At 30.2% G+C, this 24,405-nt stretch carries 21 protein-coding genes and 1 tRNA gene; 11 read left to right on the top strand and 11 right to left on the bottom strand.

What is annotated here, in order from left to right; genetic code table 11:
* Positions 1–16 precede the first annotated feature (16 nt).
* From FNB79_RS15515 to FNB79_RS15495, 5 genes are all read left to right on the top strand, one after another.
* Positions 17–559 carry an AAA family ATPase gene (locus FNB79_RS15515; protein WP_143382226.1) on the top strand — a complete coding sequence of 181 codons (543 nt, stop codon included), beginning with the start codon at positions 17–19 and terminating at the stop codon, positions 557–559.
* On the top strand, positions 559–2,472 hold the full coding sequence (locus tag FNB79_RS15510) for a RecQ family ATP-dependent DNA helicase (protein WP_143382225.1): 1,914 nt from the start codon (positions 559–561) through the stop codon (positions 2,470–2,472). Before FNB79_RS15515 ends, FNB79_RS15510 begins: the two co-directional genes overlap by 1 nt.
* A gap of 36 nt (positions 2,473–2,508) precedes the next feature.
* Complete coding sequence (fmt, locus tag FNB79_RS15505; protein ID WP_143382224.1) at positions 2,509–3,456, top strand: methionyl-tRNA formyltransferase; 948 nt, start codon at positions 2,509–2,511, stop codon at positions 3,454–3,456.
* A 187-nt stretch (positions 3,457–3,643) separates the two neighbouring features.
* Positions 3,644–3,916, top strand: coding sequence for an HU family DNA-binding protein (locus FNB79_RS15500; RefSeq protein ID WP_143382223.1), 273 nt, complete (start codon positions 3,644–3,646; stop codon positions 3,914–3,916).
* Between the two features lie 123 nt (positions 3,917–4,039).
* A complete protein-coding gene (locus tag FNB79_RS15495) occupies positions 4,040–4,600 on the top strand; it encodes a YqgE/AlgH family protein (RefSeq protein ID WP_143382222.1) in 561 nt (186 codons plus the stop codon).
* Here FNB79_RS15495 and FNB79_RS15490 read toward each other — a convergent pair.
* Both FNB79_RS15490 and FNB79_RS15485 read right to left on the bottom strand, forming a co-directional pair.
* Positions 4,597–5,439: an aminotransferase class IV gene (locus FNB79_RS15490; protein ID WP_143382221.1), complete on the bottom strand. Its 843-nt coding sequence runs from the start codon at positions 5,437–5,439 to the stop codon at positions 4,597–4,599. The two genes, FNB79_RS15495 and FNB79_RS15490, sit on opposite strands and share 4 nt — an antisense overlap.
* A 54-nt stretch (positions 5,440–5,493) precedes the next feature.
* Entirely contained in the window at positions 5,494–5,880 is a 387-nt protein-coding gene (locus FNB79_RS15485) for an START-like domain-containing protein (RefSeq protein ID WP_143382220.1), read from the bottom strand.
* A gap of 136 nt (positions 5,881–6,016) precedes the next feature.
* Here FNB79_RS15485 and FNB79_RS15480 point away from each other — a divergent pair.
* Positions 6,017–6,090: transfer RNA gene (locus FNB79_RS15480), tRNA-Met, on the top strand.
* 333 nt (positions 6,091–6,423) lie between these two features.
* Here the strand turns inward: FNB79_RS15480 and FNB79_RS15475 are convergent.
* The 4 genes from FNB79_RS15475 to FNB79_RS15460 form a co-directional block, all read right to left on the bottom strand.
* Positions 6,424–7,773, bottom strand: a complete 1,350-nt coding sequence (locus FNB79_RS15475; protein ID WP_143382219.1) for an ATP-dependent DNA helicase — start codon at positions 7,771–7,773, stop codon at positions 6,424–6,426.
* Positions 7,774–7,845: 72 nt separating this feature from the next.
* On the bottom strand, positions 7,846–8,811 hold the full coding sequence (locus tag FNB79_RS15470) for a hypothetical protein (protein WP_143382218.1): 966 nt from the start codon (positions 8,809–8,811) through the stop codon (positions 7,846–7,848).
* 3 nt (positions 8,812–8,814) lie between these two features.
* Positions 8,815–10,617, bottom strand: a complete 1,803-nt coding sequence (locus FNB79_RS15465) for a DUF3696 domain-containing protein (protein ID WP_185967793.1) — start codon at positions 10,615–10,617, stop codon at positions 8,815–8,817.
* A gap of 49 nt (positions 10,618–10,666) precedes the next feature.
* Positions 10,667–11,683, bottom strand: a complete 1,017-nt coding sequence (locus tag FNB79_RS15460; RefSeq protein ID WP_143382216.1) for a helix-turn-helix transcriptional regulator — start codon at positions 11,681–11,683, stop codon at positions 10,667–10,669.
* Between the two features lie 226 nt (positions 11,684–11,909).
* Between FNB79_RS15460 and FNB79_RS15455 the strand changes: the two genes are divergently transcribed.
* The 3 genes from FNB79_RS15455 to FNB79_RS15445 all read left to right on the top strand — a co-directional run bounded on the left by FNB79_RS15455 (position 11,910) and on the right by FNB79_RS15445 (position 15,586).
* On the top strand, positions 11,910–12,359 hold the full coding sequence (locus FNB79_RS15455; RefSeq protein WP_143382215.1) for a hypothetical protein: 450 nt from the start codon (positions 11,910–11,912) through the stop codon (positions 12,357–12,359).
* Positions 12,360–12,466: 107 nt separating this feature from the next.
* Positions 12,467–14,560 carry an AAA family ATPase gene (locus FNB79_RS15450; protein WP_143382214.1) on the top strand — a complete coding sequence of 698 codons (2,094 nt, stop codon included), beginning with the start codon at positions 12,467–12,469 and terminating at the stop codon, positions 14,558–14,560.
* 6 nt (positions 14,561–14,566) lie between these two features.
* Positions 14,567–15,586, top strand: a complete 1,020-nt coding sequence (locus tag FNB79_RS15445; protein ID WP_143382213.1) for a hypothetical protein — start codon at positions 14,567–14,569, stop codon at positions 15,584–15,586.
* 567 nt (positions 15,587–16,153) lie between these two features.
* Here FNB79_RS15445 and FNB79_RS17300 read toward each other — a convergent pair.
* From FNB79_RS17300 to FNB79_RS15425, 5 genes are all read right to left on the bottom strand, one after another.
* The gene (locus FNB79_RS17300) at positions 16,154–16,300 is read right to left on the bottom strand and encodes a hypothetical protein (RefSeq protein ID WP_185967792.1); all 147 of its coding nucleotides are present in this window, start codon (positions 16,298–16,300) and stop codon (positions 16,154–16,156) included.
* Between the two features lie 136 nt (positions 16,301–16,436).
* Positions 16,437–17,351, bottom strand: coding sequence for a cyclic-phosphate processing receiver domain-containing protein (locus tag FNB79_RS17420; protein WP_246073290.1), 915 nt, complete (start codon positions 17,349–17,351; stop codon positions 16,437–16,439).
* Between the two features lie 2 nt (positions 17,352–17,353).
* Positions 17,354–17,848: a YqiA/YcfP family alpha/beta fold hydrolase gene (locus tag FNB79_RS15435; protein ID WP_143382212.1), complete on the bottom strand. Its 495-nt coding sequence runs from the start codon at positions 17,846–17,848 to the stop codon at positions 17,354–17,356.
* 264 nt (positions 17,849–18,112) lie between these two features.
* The gene (locus tag FNB79_RS15430; RefSeq protein WP_143382211.1) at positions 18,113–20,068 is read right to left on the bottom strand and encodes a DUF2779 domain-containing protein; all 1,956 of its coding nucleotides are present in this window, start codon (positions 20,066–20,068) and stop codon (positions 18,113–18,115) included.
* A gap of 6 nt (positions 20,069–20,074) precedes the next feature.
* Entirely contained in the window at positions 20,075–20,986 is a 912-nt protein-coding gene (locus FNB79_RS15425) for a helix-turn-helix transcriptional regulator (protein ID WP_143382210.1), read from the bottom strand.
* A gap of 116 nt (positions 20,987–21,102) precedes the next feature.
* Here FNB79_RS15425 and FNB79_RS15420 point away from each other — a divergent pair, with 116 nt between their 5' ends.
* Together FNB79_RS15420 and dprA are read left to right on the top strand one after the other, a co-directional pair.
* Entirely contained in the window at positions 21,103–22,848 is a 1,746-nt protein-coding gene (locus tag FNB79_RS15420) for a hypothetical protein (RefSeq protein WP_143382209.1), read from the top strand.
* Positions 22,849–22,934: 86 nt separating this feature from the next.
* Positions 22,935–23,867 carry a DNA-processing protein DprA gene (gene dprA, locus FNB79_RS15415; protein WP_143382208.1) on the top strand — a complete coding sequence of 311 codons (933 nt, stop codon included), beginning with the start codon at positions 22,935–22,937 and terminating at the stop codon, positions 23,865–23,867.
* Positions 23,868–24,405: the final 538 nt, after the last annotated feature.

The raw sequence follows: 24,405 nt of genomic DNA, 5'->3' as shown, positions 1-24,405 counted from the left end.
CCAAAACCTTGCCAAATTGAATACGAAAAAAATTGTTATAACAGGAGGACCTGGAACAGGTAAATCATCAATCATTCACCAATTGCAAAAAATGGGCTACTCTTGTTTAGAAGAAATATCAAGGCAAGTGACCTTGCAAGCAAGAGAAGACGGTGTAGAACAGATGTTTTTAACGCAACCATTATTGTTTAGTGAGCGTTTATTAAATGGTCGTGTAGCGCAGTTTAATGAAGCAAATTTAAGTGTAGAACCTTATATTTTTTTAGATCGAGGTGTACACGACGTTTTGGCATATATGGATTTTATTGGTGACGAATATCCGCAAACATTTACAAACGTATGCGAATCTTTGGTTTACGATCATGTTTTTATTTTAAAACCATGGAAAGAAATTTATAAGAGTGATGCGGTTCGTTATGAAAGTTTTGAAGAAGCTTTAAAAATACATGACTGTTTAGTTAATATGTATGAAAGATTTAATTATACTTTAATTGATGTTCCTTTTGATACGGTTGAAAATAGAGCTGATTATATATTAAAAGAAATTAAATCGCTGTAATGCAGCATCCTATAAAAATATTAGAACGCTACTGGAATTATACAACATTTAGACCATTTCAAGAAGAGGCTATTCAGGCAGCTATTGAAGGCGAAGATGTTTTTGTATTGATGCCTACCGGAGGTGGTAAATCAATGTGTTTTCAAATTCCGGCTTTAGCAAAAGAAGGAATTTGTATTGTGATTTCTCCTCTTGTAGCCCTTATGAAAAATCAGGTGCAGGTTTTACAAGATAAAGGTATAAAAGCTATGGCGCTTACTAGCGGACTCACATACAACCAGCTAGATACCATGTTAGATAATTGCATTTATGGAAAATATAAATTTTTATATATTTCTCCAGAACGCCTTCAGCAGGAGTTAGTACAAGAGCGCATTAAACAAATGCATGTAAATTTAATAGCTATTGATGAAGCCCATTGTATTTCGCAATGGGGAAATGATTTTAGACCTGCTTATAAAAATATAACAACTTTAAGGAGGTTGCAACCTACAGTAAATTGTATGGCCTTAACAGCATCTGCAACACCTATTGTTGTAGATGATATAATTTCTGAACTCGATTTTATAAAACCTAAACTCTTTAAACAATCTTTTTATAGACCAAATTTGGCCTATATGGTGTTTCATGAAGATGATAAATATTATCGAATAGAAACTATATTAAAAAAGTATACAGCACCATCTATAATATATGTAAGAAGTAGAAAATTAACATTAGAGATTGCTAATTTTTTAAACTCTAAAGGTATAGAGGCATCTGCTTTTCATGGCGGTTTAAGTAATCATGAAAAAGACGATCGTTTAAACGATTGGTTGCAAAATAAAACACAAGTTATGGTTGCAACGAATGCTTTTGGAATGGGGATAGATAAACCCGATGTTAAAACCGTTATTCATTTAAATTTACCCGATAGTTTAGAAAGTTATTTTCAAGAAGCGGGAAGAGCTGGACGTAATGGAGAAAAAGCGTTCGCGGTTATTCTTAAAAACAAAAGTGATGAAGTATTAGTTAGAAATCAGTTTTTAGAGGTCTTACCAAATATTGCATTTATAAAGCAAGTATATAGGAAACTCTCAAATTATTGTCAGATTTCATATGGAGAAGGTGCGTTAACTACACACGATTTTAATTTTAATGAGTTTTGTAAAGTATACAAATTTAATGGTGTCTTAGCTTTTAATGCATTGCAAATATTAGATCGAACTAGTATAATTACGTTAACAAAACAATTTCAGAATAAAACATTAGTACAGTTTATAATTTCTAATGTATCATTATTTCATTATTTAGATACACATACAGAATTACAACTTATAGTAAAATCCTTATTAAGAACGTATGGAGGTATTTTTGAGCATCCAACTAAAATAAATACAACATTAGTTTCAGATAAAGCTTCCATTCCGGAGCATGTGCTCTTAAAAGCATTAGCTACCTTAGCAAAAGACGAAATTATAAGTTTACAACAAACTAAAACAGATGCTCAAGTTACTTTTATTGTACCTCGTGAAGACGATAAAACAATAAATAGAATTGCAAGTATTATAGAGCAACAAAATAATTTAAAACAAAACCAAGTACAAAGTGTTTTGGATTATGTAAGTAATGATACTGTATGTAAAACCATCCAATTATTACAATATTTTGGAGAAAAAGATGGCAATCCTTGTGGGATTTGTTCAGTATGTGTTGGTGCTGCCAAAACTATAAAATCAACTAAACCCGTAGATTTTACAGTTATAAGAAAGCAAATTATTTTACATTTAGAACAAGGCCATTTATCTTCTAGAGCATTAGCAAATGCGATACACTGCACAGAAGCAGATGTATTAAGTGTACTTAAATTATTGTTAGAACATCAAATTGTTGCTGTTACAAAAACAAATACATATAAATTATATCATACTTAATAACTTAAAGAGATGTAATTTAAAAACATAAAAAAAATGAAAACATTAAATATTGTATTTATGGGAACACCAGATTTTGCTGTTTCCACATTAAAAACATTAGTCGAACATAATTATAATATTGTTGGTGTGGTTACAGCGCCAGATAAGCCTGCTGGACGCGGCAGAAAACTTAATGAAAGTGCAGTAAAACAATACGCAGTGTCTCAAGATTTAAAAGTTTTACAGCCTGCAAATTTAAAAGATGAAGCCTTTTTAGCCGAATTAAAAGCACTTAATGCCAATTTAAATATTGTAGTAGCTTTTAGAATGTTACCTAAAGTGGTTTGGAATATGCCAGAATTTGGAACTTTTAATTTACACGCTTCTTTATTGCCAAATTACAGAGGGGCAGCTCCAATTAACTGGGCTATTATTAATGGTGAAACGATTACAGGTGTCTCTACATTTTTTATAGATGAAGCTATAGATACTGGTGAAATGATTTTACAAGAAGCTGTTTCTATAGAATTACACGATAATGCAGGAACATTACATGATAAACTAATGCATTTAGGAAGCGAACTTGTTTTAAAAACAGTTAAGCGTATAGAAGAAGGAACAGTAAATACAACTCCCCAAATAGAAAATTCTGATTTAAAAACAGCCTACAAATTAAATAAAGATAATTGTAAAATAGATTGGACAGCATCCATAGAAGCAATATATAATAAAATACGTGGCTTAAGCCCGTATCCTGCAGCTTGGAGTATTCTAGAAAACGGAGATGATGTTTTAGATGTTAAAATTTATGAAGCAACCATAGAGTTAGAGTCTCATAATTTTGATATAGGAACATGTCATAATACTAAAAAAGAAATTAAGGTGGCTGTTACAGGAGGATTTATAAATATAAAAGCAATGAAACTTCCTGGAAAGCGAAATATGGGAGCAAAAGACCTTTTAAACGGTTACGATTTTAAAATAGATGCAAAAATGCTGTAAACCCTTATTATAGCTCGTCTTAAGAATAAATCGATGAAATGCACATCTGTTATTAACAAATGATTGAAGTTATTAACAAATACGCCAATTTCCCTTGCTATTGCTTGGTTGGTCGACTAATCCGTATAAATTTGTATTGGATTTAAAAGTTTAACCAACAATTTATTAATTAATTAAATTTAAAATTATGAACAAAACAGATTTAATCGATGCAATGGCTGAACAAGCAGGAATTTCAAAAGCCGCTGCAAAAAAAGCATTAGAGAGTGCACTTACTGAAATAGGAGGAGCTTTAAAAGACGGAAAAAGAGTATCTTTAGTAGGATTTGGTTCTTTTTCAGTTTCTGAAAGAGCAGCAAGAGAAGGAAGAAACCCTCAAACAGGAAAAACAATCCAAATAGCAGCTAAAAAAGTTGTTAAATTTAAAGCTGGATCTGAATTATCTGGAGCTGTAAACTAATCATTTACTTTAAATAAATTAGTAAAAGCCTTCTGTTTTAGAAGGCTTTTTTTATTATATTTTAATCAAACATTGGATTTTAACAAAAATAATATTAGATTTAGTTATAAATTCCTATGAAATATGATTACAATTAAACCAAAAAAAGGTAGTTTGTTAATCGCAGAACCATCAATTATAGGAGATGTATCTTTTAATCGATCAATAGTTCTACTAGCAGATTACAGCAGTGAAGGTTCTATAGGTTTTATTTTAAATAAGCCTTTAGAATTTACAATTAAAGACCTAATTCCAAATATGGACGCAAATTTTAAAGTCTATAATGGAGGTCCTGTAGAACAAGATAATTTGTACTTTATTCATAAAGTACCAGAATTAATTCCAGATAGTATTGAGATTTCTCTAGGTGTTTTTTGGGGTGGCGATTTTAATGTTGTAGCAGATCTTATTGCTAATAATCAGATTAAAGAAAAAGATATTAGATTCTTTTTAGGCTATTCTGGTTGGGGAAGCAATCAATTAGATCAAGAATTAAGTGTTAATTCTTGGGTAGTAACAGAAAATGTTTACCAAAATTCTATTATTGAAAAGGATTATGAGTCGTTTTGGAAAGAGAAAATGCTAGAATTTGGTGGCGAATACAGCATTTGGTCTAATGCACCAGAAAATCCTAGTTATAATTAACCCAATCTCATTTTTACATTTAATTTTTGAATCAATGCTTTAGAAACTATATTTAAAAACTTTTTCTTACGATATTTGGTAATAGGTTGTATTCCTACTATGGTGTTAGTTAGAAAAATTTCATCGGCTTTTTGTAATTCAAATGCAGATATGGATGATTCTTCTAATGTATACTCTGGTATATCTTTAATGATATCCAAGAGTTGTTTACGCATAATTCCTTTTAAACATCCATCTGATAGAGGAGGCGTTTTTATGTGGTTTCCTTTTACAATAAAAACATTTCCATTTAAAGCTTCAACCACATTCTTATTGGTATTTAAAGTTAAACAGTTTTCTAAACCGTTTTCTTTTGCAAAAATACTACCAACAACATTTAAAGATTTATTATTTGTTTTTAACGTAGATAATAAGCTTGGAGAAATGTAGTAGTCTTTAAATAAATCTACTTCATATGCATTTTCAGAAATCAAATAAAAATCATTAGGTAATGGTTTGGCATCAATAATAAAAGAGATATTATTAGTTTCTGGTAAATATAATCCACCTTCGTTTCTATAAACGGTAAGCTTAACACGTGCAGAACTAGAAGTTAAACCTTTTGCTTCTAAAGTTTTATTAATTTCACTTTCAAGAAATTCCATATTAAAATTCATAGGGATTTCCATACGTAAAATTCGCATAGATGCCATTAAACGAAAATAATGATCTTCCCAGAATAAAAGTTTTCCGTAAGATGTTTTAATCGTTTCAAATAAGGCGTCGCCATAAGCAAAACCCCTATTATTAGCATTTAAAATCGTGTTATTATCTTGAATTGTACCGTTAAAGTTAATCATAAAAAAGCCCGAATAAATTTCGGGCAAATATACTTTAAAATATATAAAAAACCTTTATACAGAACCTAAGACATGCTTTAAATCTGAAATTTGGTTTTCCCAAAGCATTTTAGTTTCGTTAATTTCATCTTCATCAGAGAAATCTACAATTATAAGTGACACATCCTTAGTGATTTCGTCAACTTGAATACGAAGCTCAAAGAAATAAGGTTCATCTTCGTCATGTAGCCATCTAAACTTAATACGTTCACCACTTTTTTTACTTATTACTTTTGCTTGTTCTTCGGCTCCATCCCAAATAAATTTATAAAGTTCACCTCTAGAATTTACGTTATCAGCAAACCATTCTGATAAACCAGAAGGCGTAGAAATGTATTGATATAAAAGGGCTGGAGAGGCGTGAATTGGGAATTCAAGTTCAAATTTTATTTTATCTTCCATGTGTTAATTCAAAAATTATTGGGCTCAATATATACATTAATTATATACTTTCTTTATAATTTAAATAAAAAATAACTTTTATTAAAAAATGTTTGTACACATTAAAAATGTTGTTATATTTGCACCCTCAAAATATGGCGAGGTAGCTCAGTTGGTTAGAGCGTTGGATTCATAACCCAGAGGTCACGAGTTCAAATCTCGTTCTCGCTACTAGAGTTTACAAGGCTTCACAGAAATGTGAAGCCTTTTTTTATTTCATGTAGTACAGAATAAGTACAGAATAAGGGGTTGAAATGGTACTATTTAAGGCTTAATTTTATTCCGTGGTTATTGGTGTTTTTTGGTGGTAGAATTTATGAATTAGTAGGGCATTTGGTAACCTGTGTAATTGAATAAAATTCTACAGTTACTTTAACCATTAGTATGATAATGAAGTTCAAATAAAAAAGGAAGTTTTGAACTAACAATATGGTAAATAATGAAGTAGTTTTGCTATGTTTCTTATAATTACTATGTCTCTCACTACTTTTTAAAGATAGTTTCTTAATAAAATAAAACATCTTGTTTAGCTCTTGTTATTGCCGTATACTGAAATTTTAATGAGGGCATAAAATATGAATTTATAAACACCCTATCCCATTCACCACCTTGTGCCTTATTACATGTAATAGAATGCCCATAAGTCGCCCTAATAGCACCAACATACCTGTCATCCCAAGGCTTACCACTTTCTCTATACACTTTATTTTTCTTAAAGCGCTCGTGTCTTAAAGCATTTTCATGTTTAGCACTTAATCCTTGAGGATTTTGAATACTTTCTAATAATAAATAATCTACTATTTCTTCTTCTTTACCCTCTAAATTTTTACCTAATAATTTAACTTTTACAAAAGATAAACCAGCAACTGTTTCAATTTCGTTTAAATTAACTTCTTTAACTACAACATGGTCACCACTATAAAGTTGAATATCATTTCGTCTCCAAGTTTGAGAAATCAATAATAAATCGTCTACCATTAAAGATTTAGGATATCGACCATAAATCTTAGACCTTATAACTGAATTAAACATCATGTTCATTTTATGTGTCGCCCCTATGGAAATGACCGCATCTTGACCTTTGGACTTATAATCGTTCAAATACGTTTTAGAAGCTTCATTTATAGATTGTTTTCTTACTCCAATTAGAGGAACTTTTTGCATATTAGATTCAATTCCTTTCTTTATTAGGTTTGCGTTTTTTAAGATATAACTTCCATCTTCTTGCCTCTTTACTGTAGTTAACAGTTTTGAAATTCCTTCTAAATTAAATGTATCACACAAGTATGGTTTAGATAGAGCTAAAGACTGTTTTTCATTTACAGGAGGTAATTGATTTTTATCACCTAAAAAGATTATTTTATTATTAGGGTTTCCATTTTTTACAAAACGAATTAAATCCGCAAGAAGTGCATTTTTACTTTTAAAGATGTTTCCTTCAATGGCATCTTTTTTGGATGATATCATAGACGCCTCGTCTATAATAAATACAGAAAACTCTTTCTCTTCATTATGCTTTAATTGAAAAACAACTTCTCCATTTTTAGGGTTAGACTTCACGCTATAAATTAAAGAATGAATAGTACTATTAATAGTGTTAGATTTTCTGCCTAAAATCCTTGCCGCACGACCAGTGGGAGCTGCGATATTATAAACTATATCTTTTGTGTTTAAATAGCCAATAAGGGCTGTTGTAATAGATGTTTTACCTGTACCAGCCGCACCACAAAGTATAAAGAAATCCATTCTACTCGATTCCTTAATAAAGTCAGACATTTCTAGTAACACTTGTTTTTGCTCTGTTGTTGGACAATCGAAATGTAAATAATCTAAAATAGTTATACCTCCTGACATTAAACTGTGTTTTTATTTGAACACGACAAATAACACTTAGATGTGTGCATTTAAAGAACACACATAAAAAAATTATTTTTCTGGATGATAAATAAAATTAATAGACTCTATTTTCTTTAGTTTTAATTGGTACTCATTATACAACTTAAGTCGTTTGTAAATCCTGTTATATCCCAACTTATTAAAGATTGAATTGGCTATAATAATTTCATTAGATACACCCGTATTTTCACGAGGAAACACATTAAATCCTCTACCTGAAGTTACCATATAGAAATTAGATACTAGTTCGCGTGCGTGTAAATCATAATCTTTAAATGCTGTGCTGGATGTTTGAATTACTATTTTTCGTCCTAAATAAGTCAATTTGCTTTGAATAAAACTATTATGTTTCTTTAATTGTTTAATCGTTTTTTGTTTATCGTATATTTTTTTGAGCACTTCTTTTGTGAAAATCTTTAATGTGAATGGATACAATGAATTAGGTAACATTACAGATTCTAAAATTGGAATTAAGTTATTTTTAATTTTTCTTCCTCCTTTTTCATACAAATAATTATCACAAATAATCATACTGTTATTGGGAAATGCTTTTAATTCTTCTAAACATTTCCAACTTGGCAATTCATCAAAATCAAAATTTATACTTTCAATGCTTTGAATTAATTTTGATATTTTACTCTCATAATTCTCGATAGAAAAACATAAAGCCCCTTTAGCTTCTGCATCAGAAAACCAGGGTTCGGAATTTTGAGTAAAAATCACCGTCTGGTTGGTACTATCCTGAATAAAGAAAGCGTCTTTTACGCTTGATACGTATTTATAAGCTTTGTCATTGATTAAATAATTAAATACATAATTTTCAGATTTCAGATTTTCTAATTCTTGAAGACTATTAACTTTAATATCTAAAAAGGCATTTATGTTACCATACTCTTTAAAGAAGTTCATCACGCAATTTTGAGCCTGATTTAGTTGTTTTAAATCTACAGTTAGATAGAAATCGTCTAAAAAAGCTTTTTCAATATAAAGGTCCATAACTTAATTACTTTGTGCATTATTAAGTTGAATCAGTTGGAACTGTAAATTAGTAGCCTCATCGTAAAAGCCTGGTCCAAAAGTATCTGTTAGTCCACCGTTTTCATTAATTTCAATTTGTTTTACTTTAGGCTCAATTACACTTACATTATCATCTGAATTCACATAATGAATCATAACATCTTCAGTAGTCATTTCTACATCTTTTGAGGCTACCAGAAATTGTAATTTTCTTACAAGATACTCACTATGGGTTTCTATAATAATAGAACCATTATTCGTGGGAATATATCTTAAATACATTGCTAATACATCGGCTAATTTAGATTGGAAATTAGGATGTAAATTGGTCTCTGGTTCTTCAATAATTAAAATACGGTCTTTATAAGAATCGTCTTCAAATGCGAATAGAAATAAAACTATAGTTAAAATTTGTGAAATACCAAGCCCTAATTCATCTAAATACAAATTTTTATTACCTTCTACAATTTTTGGAATAATATATTTATTATGCAGTAATTCTGTTTGAAACTCCCCTTTAATTCCAAATATATTTAAAGACTTCCGAATAAAATCTTCTCTTAAGTCATTTAAATTTAGTTTATTACTATTGTTATTTTTTCCTTTTAAAAACTTATACAATAATTGGTCTAACTCAAAAGAGTTTTCAGAAAAAGAAATTCTGTTGTGCTTTTTATTTACTGGTGATAAATATTCAACTTTTTTAAACAAGGCATTAAGTTGGTCTTCATAATTAATGAGAGATCCAAAAAATGTAGTTATTGCATTACTAAATTGGAATTGCGCAGGTAATTTTAGGTTAAAAATAATATTGCCAAGAGCATTTTCTTTTATTACTATTAAACCATAAATAGGACTAAGTACTTCCTCAAGCTCTTTTTTTATATTTTCTGTAAGAATTTTCAGTTCAGATAGGTTAGTAACATAGCGGTTTTTAAATTGAACTTCTTTTATGACATCTGAGGTATGTTGAGTAATATTTTTTCCATTAGAAAAGACATCGTATAGTAAATAGTCCTTTTCAATAAAATTCAACTCATTTTTCAAGGCTAATAAAAACAGTAGAAAGGAATCATTATTTTTAAGATTTAGTTCTGGAACATCACCATACAACCTTATTTTATCTAATTCTTCAAGTTGTTTAGTAGAATGCTTTTTATCGAATGGTTCAATTGTATAATTTTCGTGACTTAATTGACTTAAACTAGTTGCATTTATAAATACATTAGATTTTAAATTAAAGTCAAATAGAGTAACTTTTTTAGGAATAGAAATATCTTGGTTATATAAGATTTGAATTAACAATTCTAAATTAACACTGTACAAAAATGAATCACTTTCAACTTCAAATTCTTCATTATTATTCAGCTGCGTCTCTACAATTGTAGTTTTAATCTTTTGAACCAGCACTTCGTTTTTATAATACGTTTTATACGATTCTAAATACGCCTCCGGATAGCTTTCTTCCTCATAGCCTTTATTAAAAGGCTCATTAGTATATACTAATACCTGGGTAGTTTCCTCGTTTAAAAACGATATTGCTCCCGAGACCTTAACCTTCATTTGTTTACTATCCACATTCTTATTTAGTACACTCTCATAACTAGATAAATTATGATTTCCTTCAGAAAAATTCAGTCTTTCAATCCCGTTTTTAAATAGCCGTAACAGTTTGGTAAATGAACTTTTTCCACTATTATTAGCGCCGATAAGTAAACTAATTGGACGTAAATCAAATTCGATATTCTCTTTATAGCCTCTGAAATTACTAATATTTATTTTCATGATTTCATTTTGTTTTTTTCTATTACAAATATTCAATAAATGAATGCAATTAATCTGCACATTTATAATTTTCATTCATTTTCATCACCCTTTGTACTATGGATAATCGTAATGAATCGGGCTTAATAATAGTTAATCTTTCTCCAAATTGAAGCAACATACTTTCTAACTCGTAATTTGGAATTAACTCTAAGGATATTAACACATAATCGTGTTGTATTTCATTTACTTTTTGAGAACCATGTAAAGGTTTGGTTTTAATATATGGCCACAACGTTTTTTCAACCTGCAGTACAATTTTCTCAGACCTCTTATTTTCAAAATATGTAACACCGATAATATCTTCAAAATATTCTTTAAAATCAATATGGGTTTCCAAATATTGTTTGTTTGTTATATCAATTTTAATAATCCTATCTAAAGCTAAGTTTGTAATGTTATCGAATTTGGGGTTATTACCAAAAATAAACCAACGATTGTTATATTGCTTTAAGTAATAGGGATGAAACTCAATAAGAGAATTTCCTAATAGCTTAAAACTTTTATACGAAACGTTTAAAACTGTTTTATTAATAATTGCATGATATAAGGAATTCATAAATTCCTTACCTTTTAAAAATTCATTTTGATCAAATTCTATAATTTCATTCGCCTGTTCTCCGAATTGAAATGAAGCCTCTAATCTGGTAGTCATATTCTCAATCCATTCAAATTGTGGTAATCCTTTAAATCTATTTAAGGCTACTAATGTTTCCTTAAGTTCTAATGCTTCTGATTCTGTAAGTGGTTGGTTATTAATAGAAAAATTTATGTCTGAATAGTAATAATATACTTTTCTACCAACCTTATCCTTTTCTATAGGGGCATTATAACCGTTTTCACTAACCATGAAGGCGATATCATCATATACTTGCCGTTTTTGTACACCTTCAGCTTTTCCTGTAAAATTTTCCACTGCAACTTGACAAGCTTCGACTAGATCGTTTATAAAAAATCTTTTAGCGGAATTTCGAAAGCATTTATCTAATGCTTGGTATCTTATAATGGCGTGTTTTGTGTTAGGCATGGTTTGTATCTAATTCTTTTAGAAATATATGTAATTCTAAACATTAATTAAAACATTATCTTTTCCTGAATCTAATAATAGTTGTTAGGCTACTGATATACTATAGTGTAAAGGCAAGTATAACATGAATAAAATTTGTAATATGTAAATATAATTTATTTGTGCACTAAGAATGCATACATCAAATAGAAGTTTGCATTGTTCGAAACAACAACTATTATAAGCAATGAATAACGAAACAACTTTTTTAGAAAAATTTGGATTAACAACAACTAATATAAATTATTCTAGGTCATTAAATTCAGTAGTCACCGAGGGCTATACATCTAAAGCTGGTAACACATATTTTAATAGTTTACGTTTAGTTGAGGGTATTATAATAAAAGAAGATATAGGAATAGGGCATACACATAGTTTTTTAAATGGTATTAAAATCTATGACCTGAAGAATAGAACATTAATTGCAGAACAAACATTTCGATGCGAGATTTATAGCAAGAATGCCTTGAGAGTTCATTTGAAAAAATTGCTTTTAGACACTTTAAAGAAAGCTTCACAAGTAGAAGGCTATAAATTAGATATGGGGAGAACACTTTCTATTATAGAACAAGCTGTTAATAAGGCATTAAATCAAGATCAAAGCAAATTATTTACTAAACAATTAAAAGGTTATTAGTATTTAGAAATAAATCTAGGCATAGAAAAAATGATTTTTTTAAAGAAAATACCACTTCATTTTTTTAATAAATCAATACATTTAAATTTAAATAATTAATTAAAGTTATGATTAGAAAAATCGGGTTTAAGAATATAAGAGTTTTTAAGGAATTACATGAATTTGAAATAAAGCCATTAACGGTTCTTACAGGAGCAAATAATAGTGGTAAAAGCACTATTTATAAAATGTTTAAACTGTTGAATAGTAATTTTAAAAGCGATAATAATAAACCTAATCTAGAGTCTTTAAAATTTGAAAACGAAATTGTTTCTAAGATTGGTGAATTTGAATCTAATTTAAATAGAAGTACTAAGTCGGACGCCATGACTTTTAGTTTTGAATATGATAGTGAGTACGGAATACCATTAGGAATAGAACTTACTTATGGAAAAAAAATAAATAATATTGAAATAACATCCGCAAAATTTTTCCACGACAAGAAATTACTTTTCAGTTTTAATTATCAGCCAATACAAGAATATGTTGCGCAGAAAAATATAGAAGGTGATTATAGTAGAAGTAATGAATTGATAGCTTCCTTAAATAGAAATGGGCAAAAATCAAATTTTTCTACCATACATAATTACCTAATTAGTATTAGGGATTCTGGAATGTTACAAAATAAAATCTTTATCCTAGACACTAAGCTGGAAAAAAAAGAGGCACTAACCAAAGAGGAGTTAGTATTTGTAAATGAATTAAAAAACAAAGGAATCATATTTAACAGAAACAAGGTACATGACATAATGGATAAGAAAATAGAAAATACACCTCCAGAGTGGCAGGATGCTTTAATAGATCCATCCGATTTTTTCTATAATATATGGAACGAAAACACGAATCAGCGAGAACCTTTTAACATTAACCAAAAAAAGTTTACAGAAGTATTTTTTGATCATTATTCTGAAGATTTATTATTTAACTTGCCTATTACTAATTTAGTTTTAGGAGATCCAGATATTTTAAATACAAGTATTACAGATTTAGAAATTCAAGAAATTAAATCTGTTCTAATAGCTGAAAATATTTTTACAAAGGCTGATTTCGTAAAAGCTCAATTAGAGTTCGAGAATTATTTTGTTATAAAATTTTTAACGTTTTTAAATAATAATTACAAAAATTTTGAGGATTTTAATTTCGTCACTGCCCGTAGTATTTTTGATCTTAAAATTAATACTGAGTTTGAAAATGTTAAATCGTTATTTACTAAAGTTTACAAAACACCTTTAGCAACCTTAATGTTTAAAGAATTGTGTGAAACGATTATTAAAAAAGAAATTGGACACCTTAGTCCGCTAGAAGTTGATATATTTAAGGGTAAAATAAAAGTAAGTGAAGTGACAACTATAGATCCTGACTTAAAAGAATGTGGTATATATGATGGGAAATCATTATTTGAAATTTATTTTGAATCTATAAAAACAGTTTTTGAAAACGTATTTACAGATTCATATTCAGAGATTTCTAACTTTATGAACAAAATTAATTTTAATTTGCAAGACCGTTTATTTACTAGAAATTTTATTTTTAGTGAAGAAAAAAACTCTAACAATCCTTTTTTATTATTTGGAACAAAAAGTTTAGATAATGACTTAAAAGAAGAAACATTACACTTTATAAACAAATGGCTTAAAAATTTTAAGATAGGCCAAGAGCTAATAACTAAACCCATTAAAGTACAATATGATATTATAGGTGTTACGATTTTTATTAAAGACTTTCAGGGCAATGAGATTCAATTAAATGATAATGGTCTAGGTATTAATAAAATCATACAAACTATTATTACACTTGCCTTCACTGAAAAAGATTCCATTTTATTATTTGAAGAACCAGAATCTAACCTACATCCTTCGCTTCAAAGTAAATTGGCTGAATTATTTTGTGATGCCTTTCTTAAGTTTGGTTGCTACTTTCTAATCGAAACCCATTCAGAGTATTTAATTAGAAAAATACAATACTTAATAGCTAGTAAGAAAGGTATTGTCTCAGGTAATGTTGCTGTTTATTATTTATATGATCCAAATTTTATACCTGAAGGAGAAGAGCAGGTTTATAAATTAGATATTAGAAATGATGGTTTTATGAATAATGATTTTGGGGAAGGTTTTTTTGATGAAGCATCTAATCTATCATTAGGTTTAATTAATTTAAATTAAAGCGCTATGATGATTTCTTATATTGATGACCTTTATCTTATACATTTTTTTAAAACATTTTCAAACTCTGAACGATTTTCTGAAGAGGCTGATACTCTAGCTGAGATTTTTGATTTTTTTAAATCAAAATCTGACATTAAACTTGAGACGGATTTAAAACAAGTAATAAATGAACTAGACAATAAAACGGCACAATTAGCAACCGTTTTAATAAATAAATTTACCACAGGTAGAAATAACACTAAAATTTCATCACATTGTCAAAACGAATTTAGGAACCTTAAACGCGTGGATGTGTATAGTAAATTAAAGCATCCGTTTAGCTCGTTTTGGTTAGGTAGAGAATATAATCATAGTGCAGAAAAATACGAGTTGAATAACCCCTATTTTTTTATAACTCCTGAAAATGACTTATTAAAATGGAAAACAATTTCTAAGCAGCGCATATTTTATGTTCAGCATTACGCCGTTGGAAAAGAAGAGGAAATTCTGACGCATTGGGAACAACTATTTGAGTACAAACATAGTTTTAGAGATATTCTTATAAGTGATCGTTATTGCTTAAAGGACAATGTAGCTTTTAAAGAAAATATTATCCCTTTATTAAAAACGATACTTAAGCCAGGTAGTGTAGGAATAAATATTAGCTTTTTTATTAAACCAGGGGAAGCGCTTTATAGTTCAGTTGACGAACTTTATAGTTTTGTAGAACAATCCTTGCATGAACACGATATAAGATTCTCAAATATATCTATTATACTATCCAGAAAAACACCTCATGACAGATATATTATGACAAATAATTTCATTTTTGAGTCTGGAGATTCTTTTAGTTATTTTGAAAAAAACAACATTCACAAGACTTCTGGAACCAAATTAACCATACGCCCAATTTTTAAATTTGAACCGAATGTACTTCAGAATTTAATTTATAAATGGCAACATATATCTTTAACTACAGATGAAAATAATAAATATTATAAAAAACCTTTAGGTTTAATCAGTTCAACGGAATTAAAAAATTAAATCAATCCATACTGTGATTTATCAAACCTATTTTAATAACAATGAAAAAAGGAAATTAACCTATTGAGAAGATTTGTATATTCTTCGTAATCGTAACTATAGTTGATATGTTATTACAAATAATCGGCCGTATAAGACGATTTCATTTTAATGACTTTTCAAATATATTTTAATAGGAATAGTAGTCGCATTTGTTGCCTCGATAATTAGACTTGTAGAAGCAAATAATCAAGGCAAAGATCCTAATATGGAAATTTCGATAAAATATAGAATGAGGATTTAATTGCACTTGTTTGCTAAATCCAGAGAAAAATTGGAAAGCAAAAGAACATGAAGTGAGGTTGTTAACTAGTATTGTGTATTAGAAAACGGATTTTTTAACCTTACAGCACAGGCTGCTTGAGGTTGAAGCTATTTGATTTAAATAAACAGAAAATTAATGAACACTATTACCACTTTAAAATAATTTTCGGGGACTATGCTATTCCGGGTATTCAAGAAGAAAAAAAATCAATAAATTATGAAGTAGTCCTATTACGAAAATGTAATCTCAAATATGGCTCCAAATTACAATACCATAGAGGCAGTGTTAAACTCTTGCTCTTTTATGGGGGTTTGCAATGGAAAGTTTCGCATACGTTTTCTTTTAATTTTTTTCATGGTTTTCATGAATTGTTTGGGGTATTGGATCCCTTTTCTTTTATTTCTTGCCATAATATAGTTTAATGAAATTCCTCAAATCAGTATTATTTTCTGGATTGGGATAGGATGTAGGGTGGATAAATTTCAAATTTCTTTTAAAAATTGTTAAAGGGTTAGTAACAGGTATATGTTAATCTTATAGAGCATATTAATACTCTTCTTTATTAAATTCAAGACTGATACCTGTGTCCTCTAAAATTCGGACTCCCAATAAGATATCTTCCCTAAAAGCCTCATCAGTATGATCTGAAGTTTCTGGATAGTAGTAAAAAGTCTTAAAGAATAATAAGACCTCCTCGTGGAGTAGTGCATTTTTAAGCCCATAATATGATTTGATCTCAAAACTTAAAAAATCATAAAAATCTTCATCTTCTTGTTCTATGAAATCTAAGTATTTTATAGGAAACCCATTAATATTGTAATTTTTAGAAAGACAATAGTCGAAAATCAAAGATGTAATTTCATAATCATAGTTTTCCATTTCTTTGATATCGTCTAAAGTTTCTGTATTAGGAATTTTTAAGGTCTTTTTTTTATACTCAATAATTTGCTGTAAAGTTTCGTCTATATTCATATTTTTATCGTTGATATCAATGCCAAAATAATCAAAAAAACATACTTTCGATTCCTTCCCGTTAAGGAGTTCTCTAACCTCTATAAAACTTTGCTTAAGACTTTCCAATTCATTTATGTTCTCTTCATCTTCCTTCACAATCGTTAAATTGGAATTATTTTTATTTAAAAAATTAATATAATTACTAAGAAGTCCACGAATTTGTTCAGCAGCAACGGGATTAGCAGAATGCACATGAAACTCTAAACTGCTTAAATCTAAGCCCGATTTGTACACTAGCCATTTAGCAGCAGCCAAACCATCCGGTGCAAGTTCTCCGTTTTCATCTAAACCTAAATCATTATCAAAACTGATGAATTCTGGAAGGCCATTTTTAATGATAAATGTTACAAATTCATGATAACTTCTTACAACATCAAATTCTGAAACCATAAATTTAGAATATACCATATCCACCGTTCTTAAATCATCTAGAAACAATTTTTTCATAATTAATAACAAAGTTTACTGAAAAATTCTGAGACAGCTTCTTCGAATATTTTTACGGGAATTCGATGTGCCAAATCATTATACAAATGAATGGAGTACTCAGGGTGAAATGCTATAGTGTTCCCAAGAAATTGTAACGTATCCTTTGGGTCTATAACGTTATCTGCTGTGCCTAAAATAATGTGTTTTAGCACGCTTTTATTATAAGGTAATTCAGGGACATTTTGCAATACCGATCGTTTTGCTAAAGCAGGATTAAAAAGCAAAGCTGGACGTTGCAATGCATTAGAAACATAATACCCGGCAAATCCTCCCATACTAGAGCCAATAACAACATTGATGTCTATTTCTTGATAACTTGCTATAATTTGTACTATGCTATCTGGTGTGTTTTCAAAGTCTATCGCAGGCGCATATACTGTTCCTTTTTTTTCTAAAATTGTTCTTTTTTCAGCACTTAAACTTCCATTTAAGCCGTGAATGTATAGTATGTTCATAATTTTTTCTATTTTTATAAATAGTGATATAAATATGTTTTGCTAGAAAGCTTTCTTGAAGCTAGGCAGTGTTATCCATTTATTTTCTTAATGATCTGAATGCCATCTCGGAATTGTTTTTTGCACCCTTATCTGATGTTGCAGATGTAATACCATGAATTTTTATTTTCTTTATAGATTTACTCATAATTCTATCAAATAAAGTAATGTTATTCAACAAATGTATATTGTAAGTCCGTCAAAATATGTCGGTGTAAATTTTAATTACAATGATTTAAAATATTCATAAATCATAACCATCGCCAAAGTATCTAGTTCGCAATATTTTAAAAGGCCTTTTGATATTTCCAAACGTTCACTTTCCTGCATCGTTTCAAATTGTAATTTGCTATATGCAGTAAGGGCAGCCCCTCCATCTGAAATAGAACTCATTTCTGAAACTAAATCTTCCAACTGGTTTTCAGACCAATCTTCAAATAAAGCAGGGAGTGTTTTATAAGGACTAATAACTAGACCGTCTTTTATAGTAATAAAAGCATGATCTTCATTAAAATTTTTACTAGTTACTTGTATGTCTTCTATTGGGTTAGCATATTTTTCTTTTAAAAACATACTCGAATTTAATACTGCCGGCAAAATAGCCTTGATTGATATCGAACCCTCGGTAATGGGGTGATAATAATAATCCTTTACTACGCGGTACAGGTCTATCATATCACGTGTTCCTTGCCATTTTTTGGTGCGATTTCCCGGGGAGTGTGTAATACGTTCTATAAATGCCTGAAGTTCGGTTTTATCTGGTTCATTGGAATCCGCTAACTGATCATGAATTTGATTTAAAACTGTATTTTCATGATTGTGATATCTAAAAATACTTCCCTCATTTTTTTCCAAAGCTTGTTTTAATGCTCTTACAAATTTGAAATTGGGAAATTCCCCAACAGTAGCATTTAAATATTCTGTAGCATGATTTATGCGACCATCTTCATAAACAATATGATGGGAAAACTGGAAAGCGGTTTGTTCGTATGGGTGTCTGCCAGCCGTAAAGGGTAAAGCCACCATAGAAGTCTCAAAATCAATAAAATTTAAAGGGTAAACCCAGGTGGACATTTCTAGTTTTAAGCCGTCTAATTCTATAAATGGGGTGTTGTCATTTTGTTGCTCCTTTTCCACTTGTATCCAACGTCTTTCTGAATTCGAAATTTTAAGCGCTTCGGATTGCGGATTTACATCCGCTTCGTTTAAATCTGAGATAAAATATTTTCCAGATTCGATTAATTTCTTTGCCCCTCTAAAGTTCCAAACATCATACACCTTGGGCATATTTGCTGCTTGGTTAGTAATTTGTAACTGAGTAGTCCAACAGTCATGGAATCCACTTTTTGCACTTTCAGTAGGGGGTTCGGTATAATACTCACAACTTTTGCACTGACTTCCGATGGGCTCTATTAGTTTCTTGTCCTGAGCATAATGATCTCGAAACATAATAAGTAATGCTTCAAAACCTAGTGTTTCATTAAGTGGATTATTTTTATAGATATACTCAAGCTCTACTTCTATATTAATATCCGATAATAAATTCTCACCAAGATCGTCTAACAGCAAGCCTTCCTTTTTAATTATTCCTGTTCTTAAATCGGATGATTTTGAAATCTTAAAACACTGATTTATACCATCGACCGTGGCAACTGCATCTTTATTTACTAGTTTTAAAAAAGATTTAATTTTCCAATCTGGGTGGCATTTTTGTATTACATATTTTTGAAATGCAACATCATAAAGGTAGGTAGACCATCCAGCAGTAAGCCCTCCGCGCTTTCCTATGAAAGATTCATGGTTATTTGCGTTTACCGATTTAGCCTTAACTTCAAAAAGGTTTATATGATTTCCTTTTTTTTCTAAAATATCTACTCGTATAAATAAACTGTTGTATAGAAAGGCTGCTTCAAAAATCACAACTTGATCTTGTTGTAGCAGCTTTTCTGTTTTCTGTGCCAAAAGACCGTAATTCCAATCATTACCTAGAATTGCAATTCCATCAGGGTATTGCATTCGTGCTAGTTCTTCTACCTGAAACCCACCTTCTGCCAAGGCTTCTAAAAACGGATTTGAGAGTTGTTGGTTTACATATTCTGATTTACGTGTGTAAAATAGTTTTGTTGGGCATTCCAATCCTAATTTAAATCTGGATTTAGTAAGGTAGCGTTCCGTGTTCATTATAGTTTAATCTTGATATTTATTATAAATTTTTTCAATTTCCTTTTTTATATGATTCCGGTAACTAGGTGGTGAAATTACTTCAACTTCCATGCTCATTTTTAATATTTGGATGTCGAATTCGTAATTAGGAATAATATTATAACCCACTTTATAATATCCAGATTCAGTATCGGGTAAAATGTATTGAGATTGATGAAGCGGCAAACTTTTAAGATAGCGCATGTGTTTTTCATGGGTTTTTAAAACAATGTTTTCCAATGAAGCATCATTTACACGCACCCCAACAATGCTACTGAATTTGTTTAAATCTTCTTCAAAATCCTTTCTATTTACAGATAGCAGGTCACCTTGTTTTAGATCGCTCAGTCTGTCTATACCGAAAATGCGTATGGTGTTCAAATCATCAACAACACCTATAACATACCACCGGTTTAAATATTCCTTAATCATTAAAGGTGAAATGGTATACTGCTTCTTCGTGTCCTTATAATAATTATAATGCTCGAACGATAATTTACAGCCTTGTTTTATAGAGATTAAAATTGGAGCGAGGTTTTCTATACCATTTAAAACAGGTGTGTTTTCAAAAAGTATGTATTCCTTGAGTTTGTTGTCGCTCATTAAAGCTTCGGAAAAAATTTCACTTATACTTACCAATTCCAAATATTTGAAAAAAGAGACTAAGTCCACACTTTCTTCTTCATTTATGTAATAGCCCCTGTTCTTTCTACAATGAGAGATCTCGATTCCAAAATCGTTTCTTAGACTCTTTAGTTCTCGTTCTATTGTGCGTTCCGAAACCGAAATATCTTGATCTTTTAGGTATTCTAAAACCTCGGCTTTCGTAGGATAATGTTTGTTTCTTATAAAAGTTAAAAGATGAAGCGTTCGTTTTGATAATGATGGATTTGACATTTGATAGTGTTTTATATACAGTGGTTTTGTTTTACAATTTAAAAATAATATTTTAAACCGACACAAATTGTCGGTCTATTTTTGTTTTTTTGTTTTGTAATCAAATTATAACAGGTATGGCAAGCAAATTGGATCAGATAAAAGCACATTTAGAATATAAACATATGCGACTGGAAAAAGTGAATACTGTTTTAAAAACAGAATTTTTCGGTATAGATAAGGCTATTAATCAAGTTTGTGCAAACATCCGGCCTTGGTATATTTTAGCCGATTTTCAAGAGCGGCCTATGGTTGTTAATATATGGGGTTTAACAGGTGTTGGTAAAACTAGTTTGATAAAACGCATAATGGAATTATTGGATATGCGTGATTCTGTATATCATTTCGATATGGGCAATTCTGATAAAAATAGCCATTCTAATATTTTAAATATTCAAAAGATATTTAAAGATGAAGATATGAAACAACCATCTGTAGCCCTAATTTTAGATGAATTTCAGTTAGCCAGAACTTTAGATAACAATTTATGTGAAACTGATGAAGAGAAAACACGGATAATTTGGGAGCTTTTAGATACAGGCTATATAGCACCTTCGGAAGTAGACCATAAAAGCAGTAAAGGCTTAGATTTTTCTAAAAGTATTGTTTTCATAATAGGTAATTTAGATGATGCCTACCACATGGTCAATAATTTTAGTTCTGATGTATCTGCGGACATTTATTATGCCATGTCTCTAAAAATTACGCTCCCTGAAATTAAATCCGCGTTATTTAAACTATTTCGCAAAGAACAAGTGTCTAGACTTGGTAATACCCATATCATTTTTCCTGCATTATCTAAACAAGCCTATAAGGAGATTATAGCTACAGAACTTTCTAAATTGAAAGATACATTGGCGTTGTATTCAGGAATTCAATTCATTATGGATGCTACTCTCGAAGAACTTATTTACAATGAAGGTGTATTTCCATCTCAAGGAGCGCGTCCGGTTTTTACAACAGTAAACACCTTAGTGAAATCTCATATTCCAAATATTATTTATGAAGTTTTACAACAAAAAAAATCAATTACCAGTATTGAATTAAAAGTGGAAAACTCCAAAATTATTGTCTATTACAAAAGTAATAAAAGCGTTGTAGCGGTTAAACAGATTGCATTGTATTTACCCATGGAAAATTTGAGAAAAAATACCTATGATGACTTACAAGCCATAGTAGCTGTTCACGAAAGTGGCCATGCCATTTTATCGGCTATCCTTTTAAAACATGTTCCGGAACATGTACATTCTAAAAGTACCGAAAATTGTTTTGGTTTTGTGTTAGCCTTGCCACCATGTAATTTTCATTATAGAAAGGATATAATTAATTATGTGGCCATGTATTTAGGTGGATTGGCTGCAGAAGAATTAATATTTGGAAAAGAATATGTGACTTCAGGATCGTCTTCAGATATAAATAAAGCGACGGTGTTTTTAACCAATATGTATAAAATTAGTGGTTTAGGTGAATATACTCTTAGGTATGATAGTGATTTCTCAAAAAGTCCTTTTTATCACGATTTTGCATTCGTAGAACAAGAGATGAAACAAATGATGGAAAAAGCCTTAGCCCTTGCAAAAAAAACTCTCGAAAGCGAGATGAAGCTATTGGTGGTTTTATCTGAATATTTATGCCATCATCCCCAAATAGAAAAGGCGCAATTAGAAGCATTGATTACAAAACATAAAGTGACTAAAGACGATCTTATTTCTGATTTTTCTAACCTGTATTACCGCAACAAACTACAGGCTAAAGTCAATCAATATAAATTAGAAGAGGAAGTTACCCGGTCGGTAACAACTTTAAAACGCATTACCACATAGCACCCATTGGTATTTAAAAACTAAAATTAATCCTTTTATTAACGGCTAAGGCAATTATATTTGTGGTAGCCCAACTCTTAATTAAAATGAAAAACACCTATATTATCGCTTTACTGCAACTTCCTAAAATAGGGCCAGTTATAGCCAATAAGATTATTAAAACAATTTCTTTTCAAATATTGTCTTCAGAAGATTTAAATCGGGCACTTTTAGAGGCACAATCTCGTTTAAAGCGAATTCCTAAATTTTCTCCAGAAACTATAGATCAAGCTATCAAAAAAGCTGAAGCTATTCTGGTTAAATCAGGCCAACTGGGCATACAGGTAATCACTATTTACGATAAATCTTATCCGAAACAGTTTCTAGAAATATTAAACCCACCTTTAGTTATATATGTGCAAGGCAGCTTAAAAACTTTAAACCAAAACCGTCTTTTAGCTGTAATTGGAGCTCGAAAACCTTCAAAATTCGGTTTGGAACAAGGCTATAATATTACGAAACATTGTTTGGAATTTGGAGTTGTAATTGTTAGTGGGTTGGCTCAAGGTACCGATACTATGGCGCATACTTGTGCCTTAGAAAATAATGGAAAAACTATTGCTGTTTTACCATGTGGACTGGATAAAATTTTTCCAACGCAAAATTTGAAATTAGCAAATCAGATATTAGAGCAAGATGGTGTATTGTTGTCGGAATACCCACCGGGTACAGTTCCGCAAAAAAACTATTTTATACAAAGGAATAGACTACAAAGTGCCTTAAGTGCAGGAGTTATAATCATAGAATCGGAAATAGAAGGCGGAACTATGCATACATTTAAATTTGCTAAAACCCACAAGAAACCTATAGGTGTATTATATCACCCGTTAGAACATCGCTCTGTTAAATCAGCTGGGAATACCGCAATCCTTGAGGCTAAAGATGGGATTAAGCTGGATGATTATGATGCAATTAATTACTTTCTTTCTAATACTTTAAAACAGACAATCGACTTAGTAAGCGAAGTCAAATCTGAATAGAAGAAACGTCGAAATAGATTAGAATGAAACATAAATCTACTAGGTACATTATTTGCTGGCAGTAGAGCATTCGAAAATTACCAAACCTTAAAAATCCAATGTGAAAATGTGATGGAACACTTCAACCATGTGCAAATTATTTGTGGAGGTGCCAAAGGAACAGATTCTTTTTCACCATACAGTTTGCCAAGGAACACCATTACGATGTTTTAATTGTGCAACCAGATTGGAAACATTTCAAAAGGTAGCTGGTTTTGTTCGTAACGCCGCCATGGTTGAATACAGCGATATGCTTATTGCCTTTTCGGATGGCAAAAGTTATGGAGCCAAGCACATCACCCTTGCTACTAAAGGATCATCTTTAAGCTCTTTTAGCAGCAAGGGTGAAGAAATCATACAAAGAAGCACAATACTTATTAGACAATCCAGATAAAGCAAATTTTCTTCCTATAGATGAGTTTTTTAAAAAGTGGGATGTTAAATAAAAATAAAATCAATGTAATTATAAAACATAAAATTATATAGACCTAGTTTGTAA

Source organism: Formosa sediminum, from assembly GCF_007197735.1.
In the GTDB taxonomy this organism is placed as follows: domain Bacteria; phylum Bacteroidota; class Bacteroidia; order Flavobacteriales; family Flavobacteriaceae; genus Formosa; species Formosa sediminum.
Note: the sequence above shows the minus strand (reverse complement) of the source record. Positions and strands in the feature narration are given on the sequence as shown.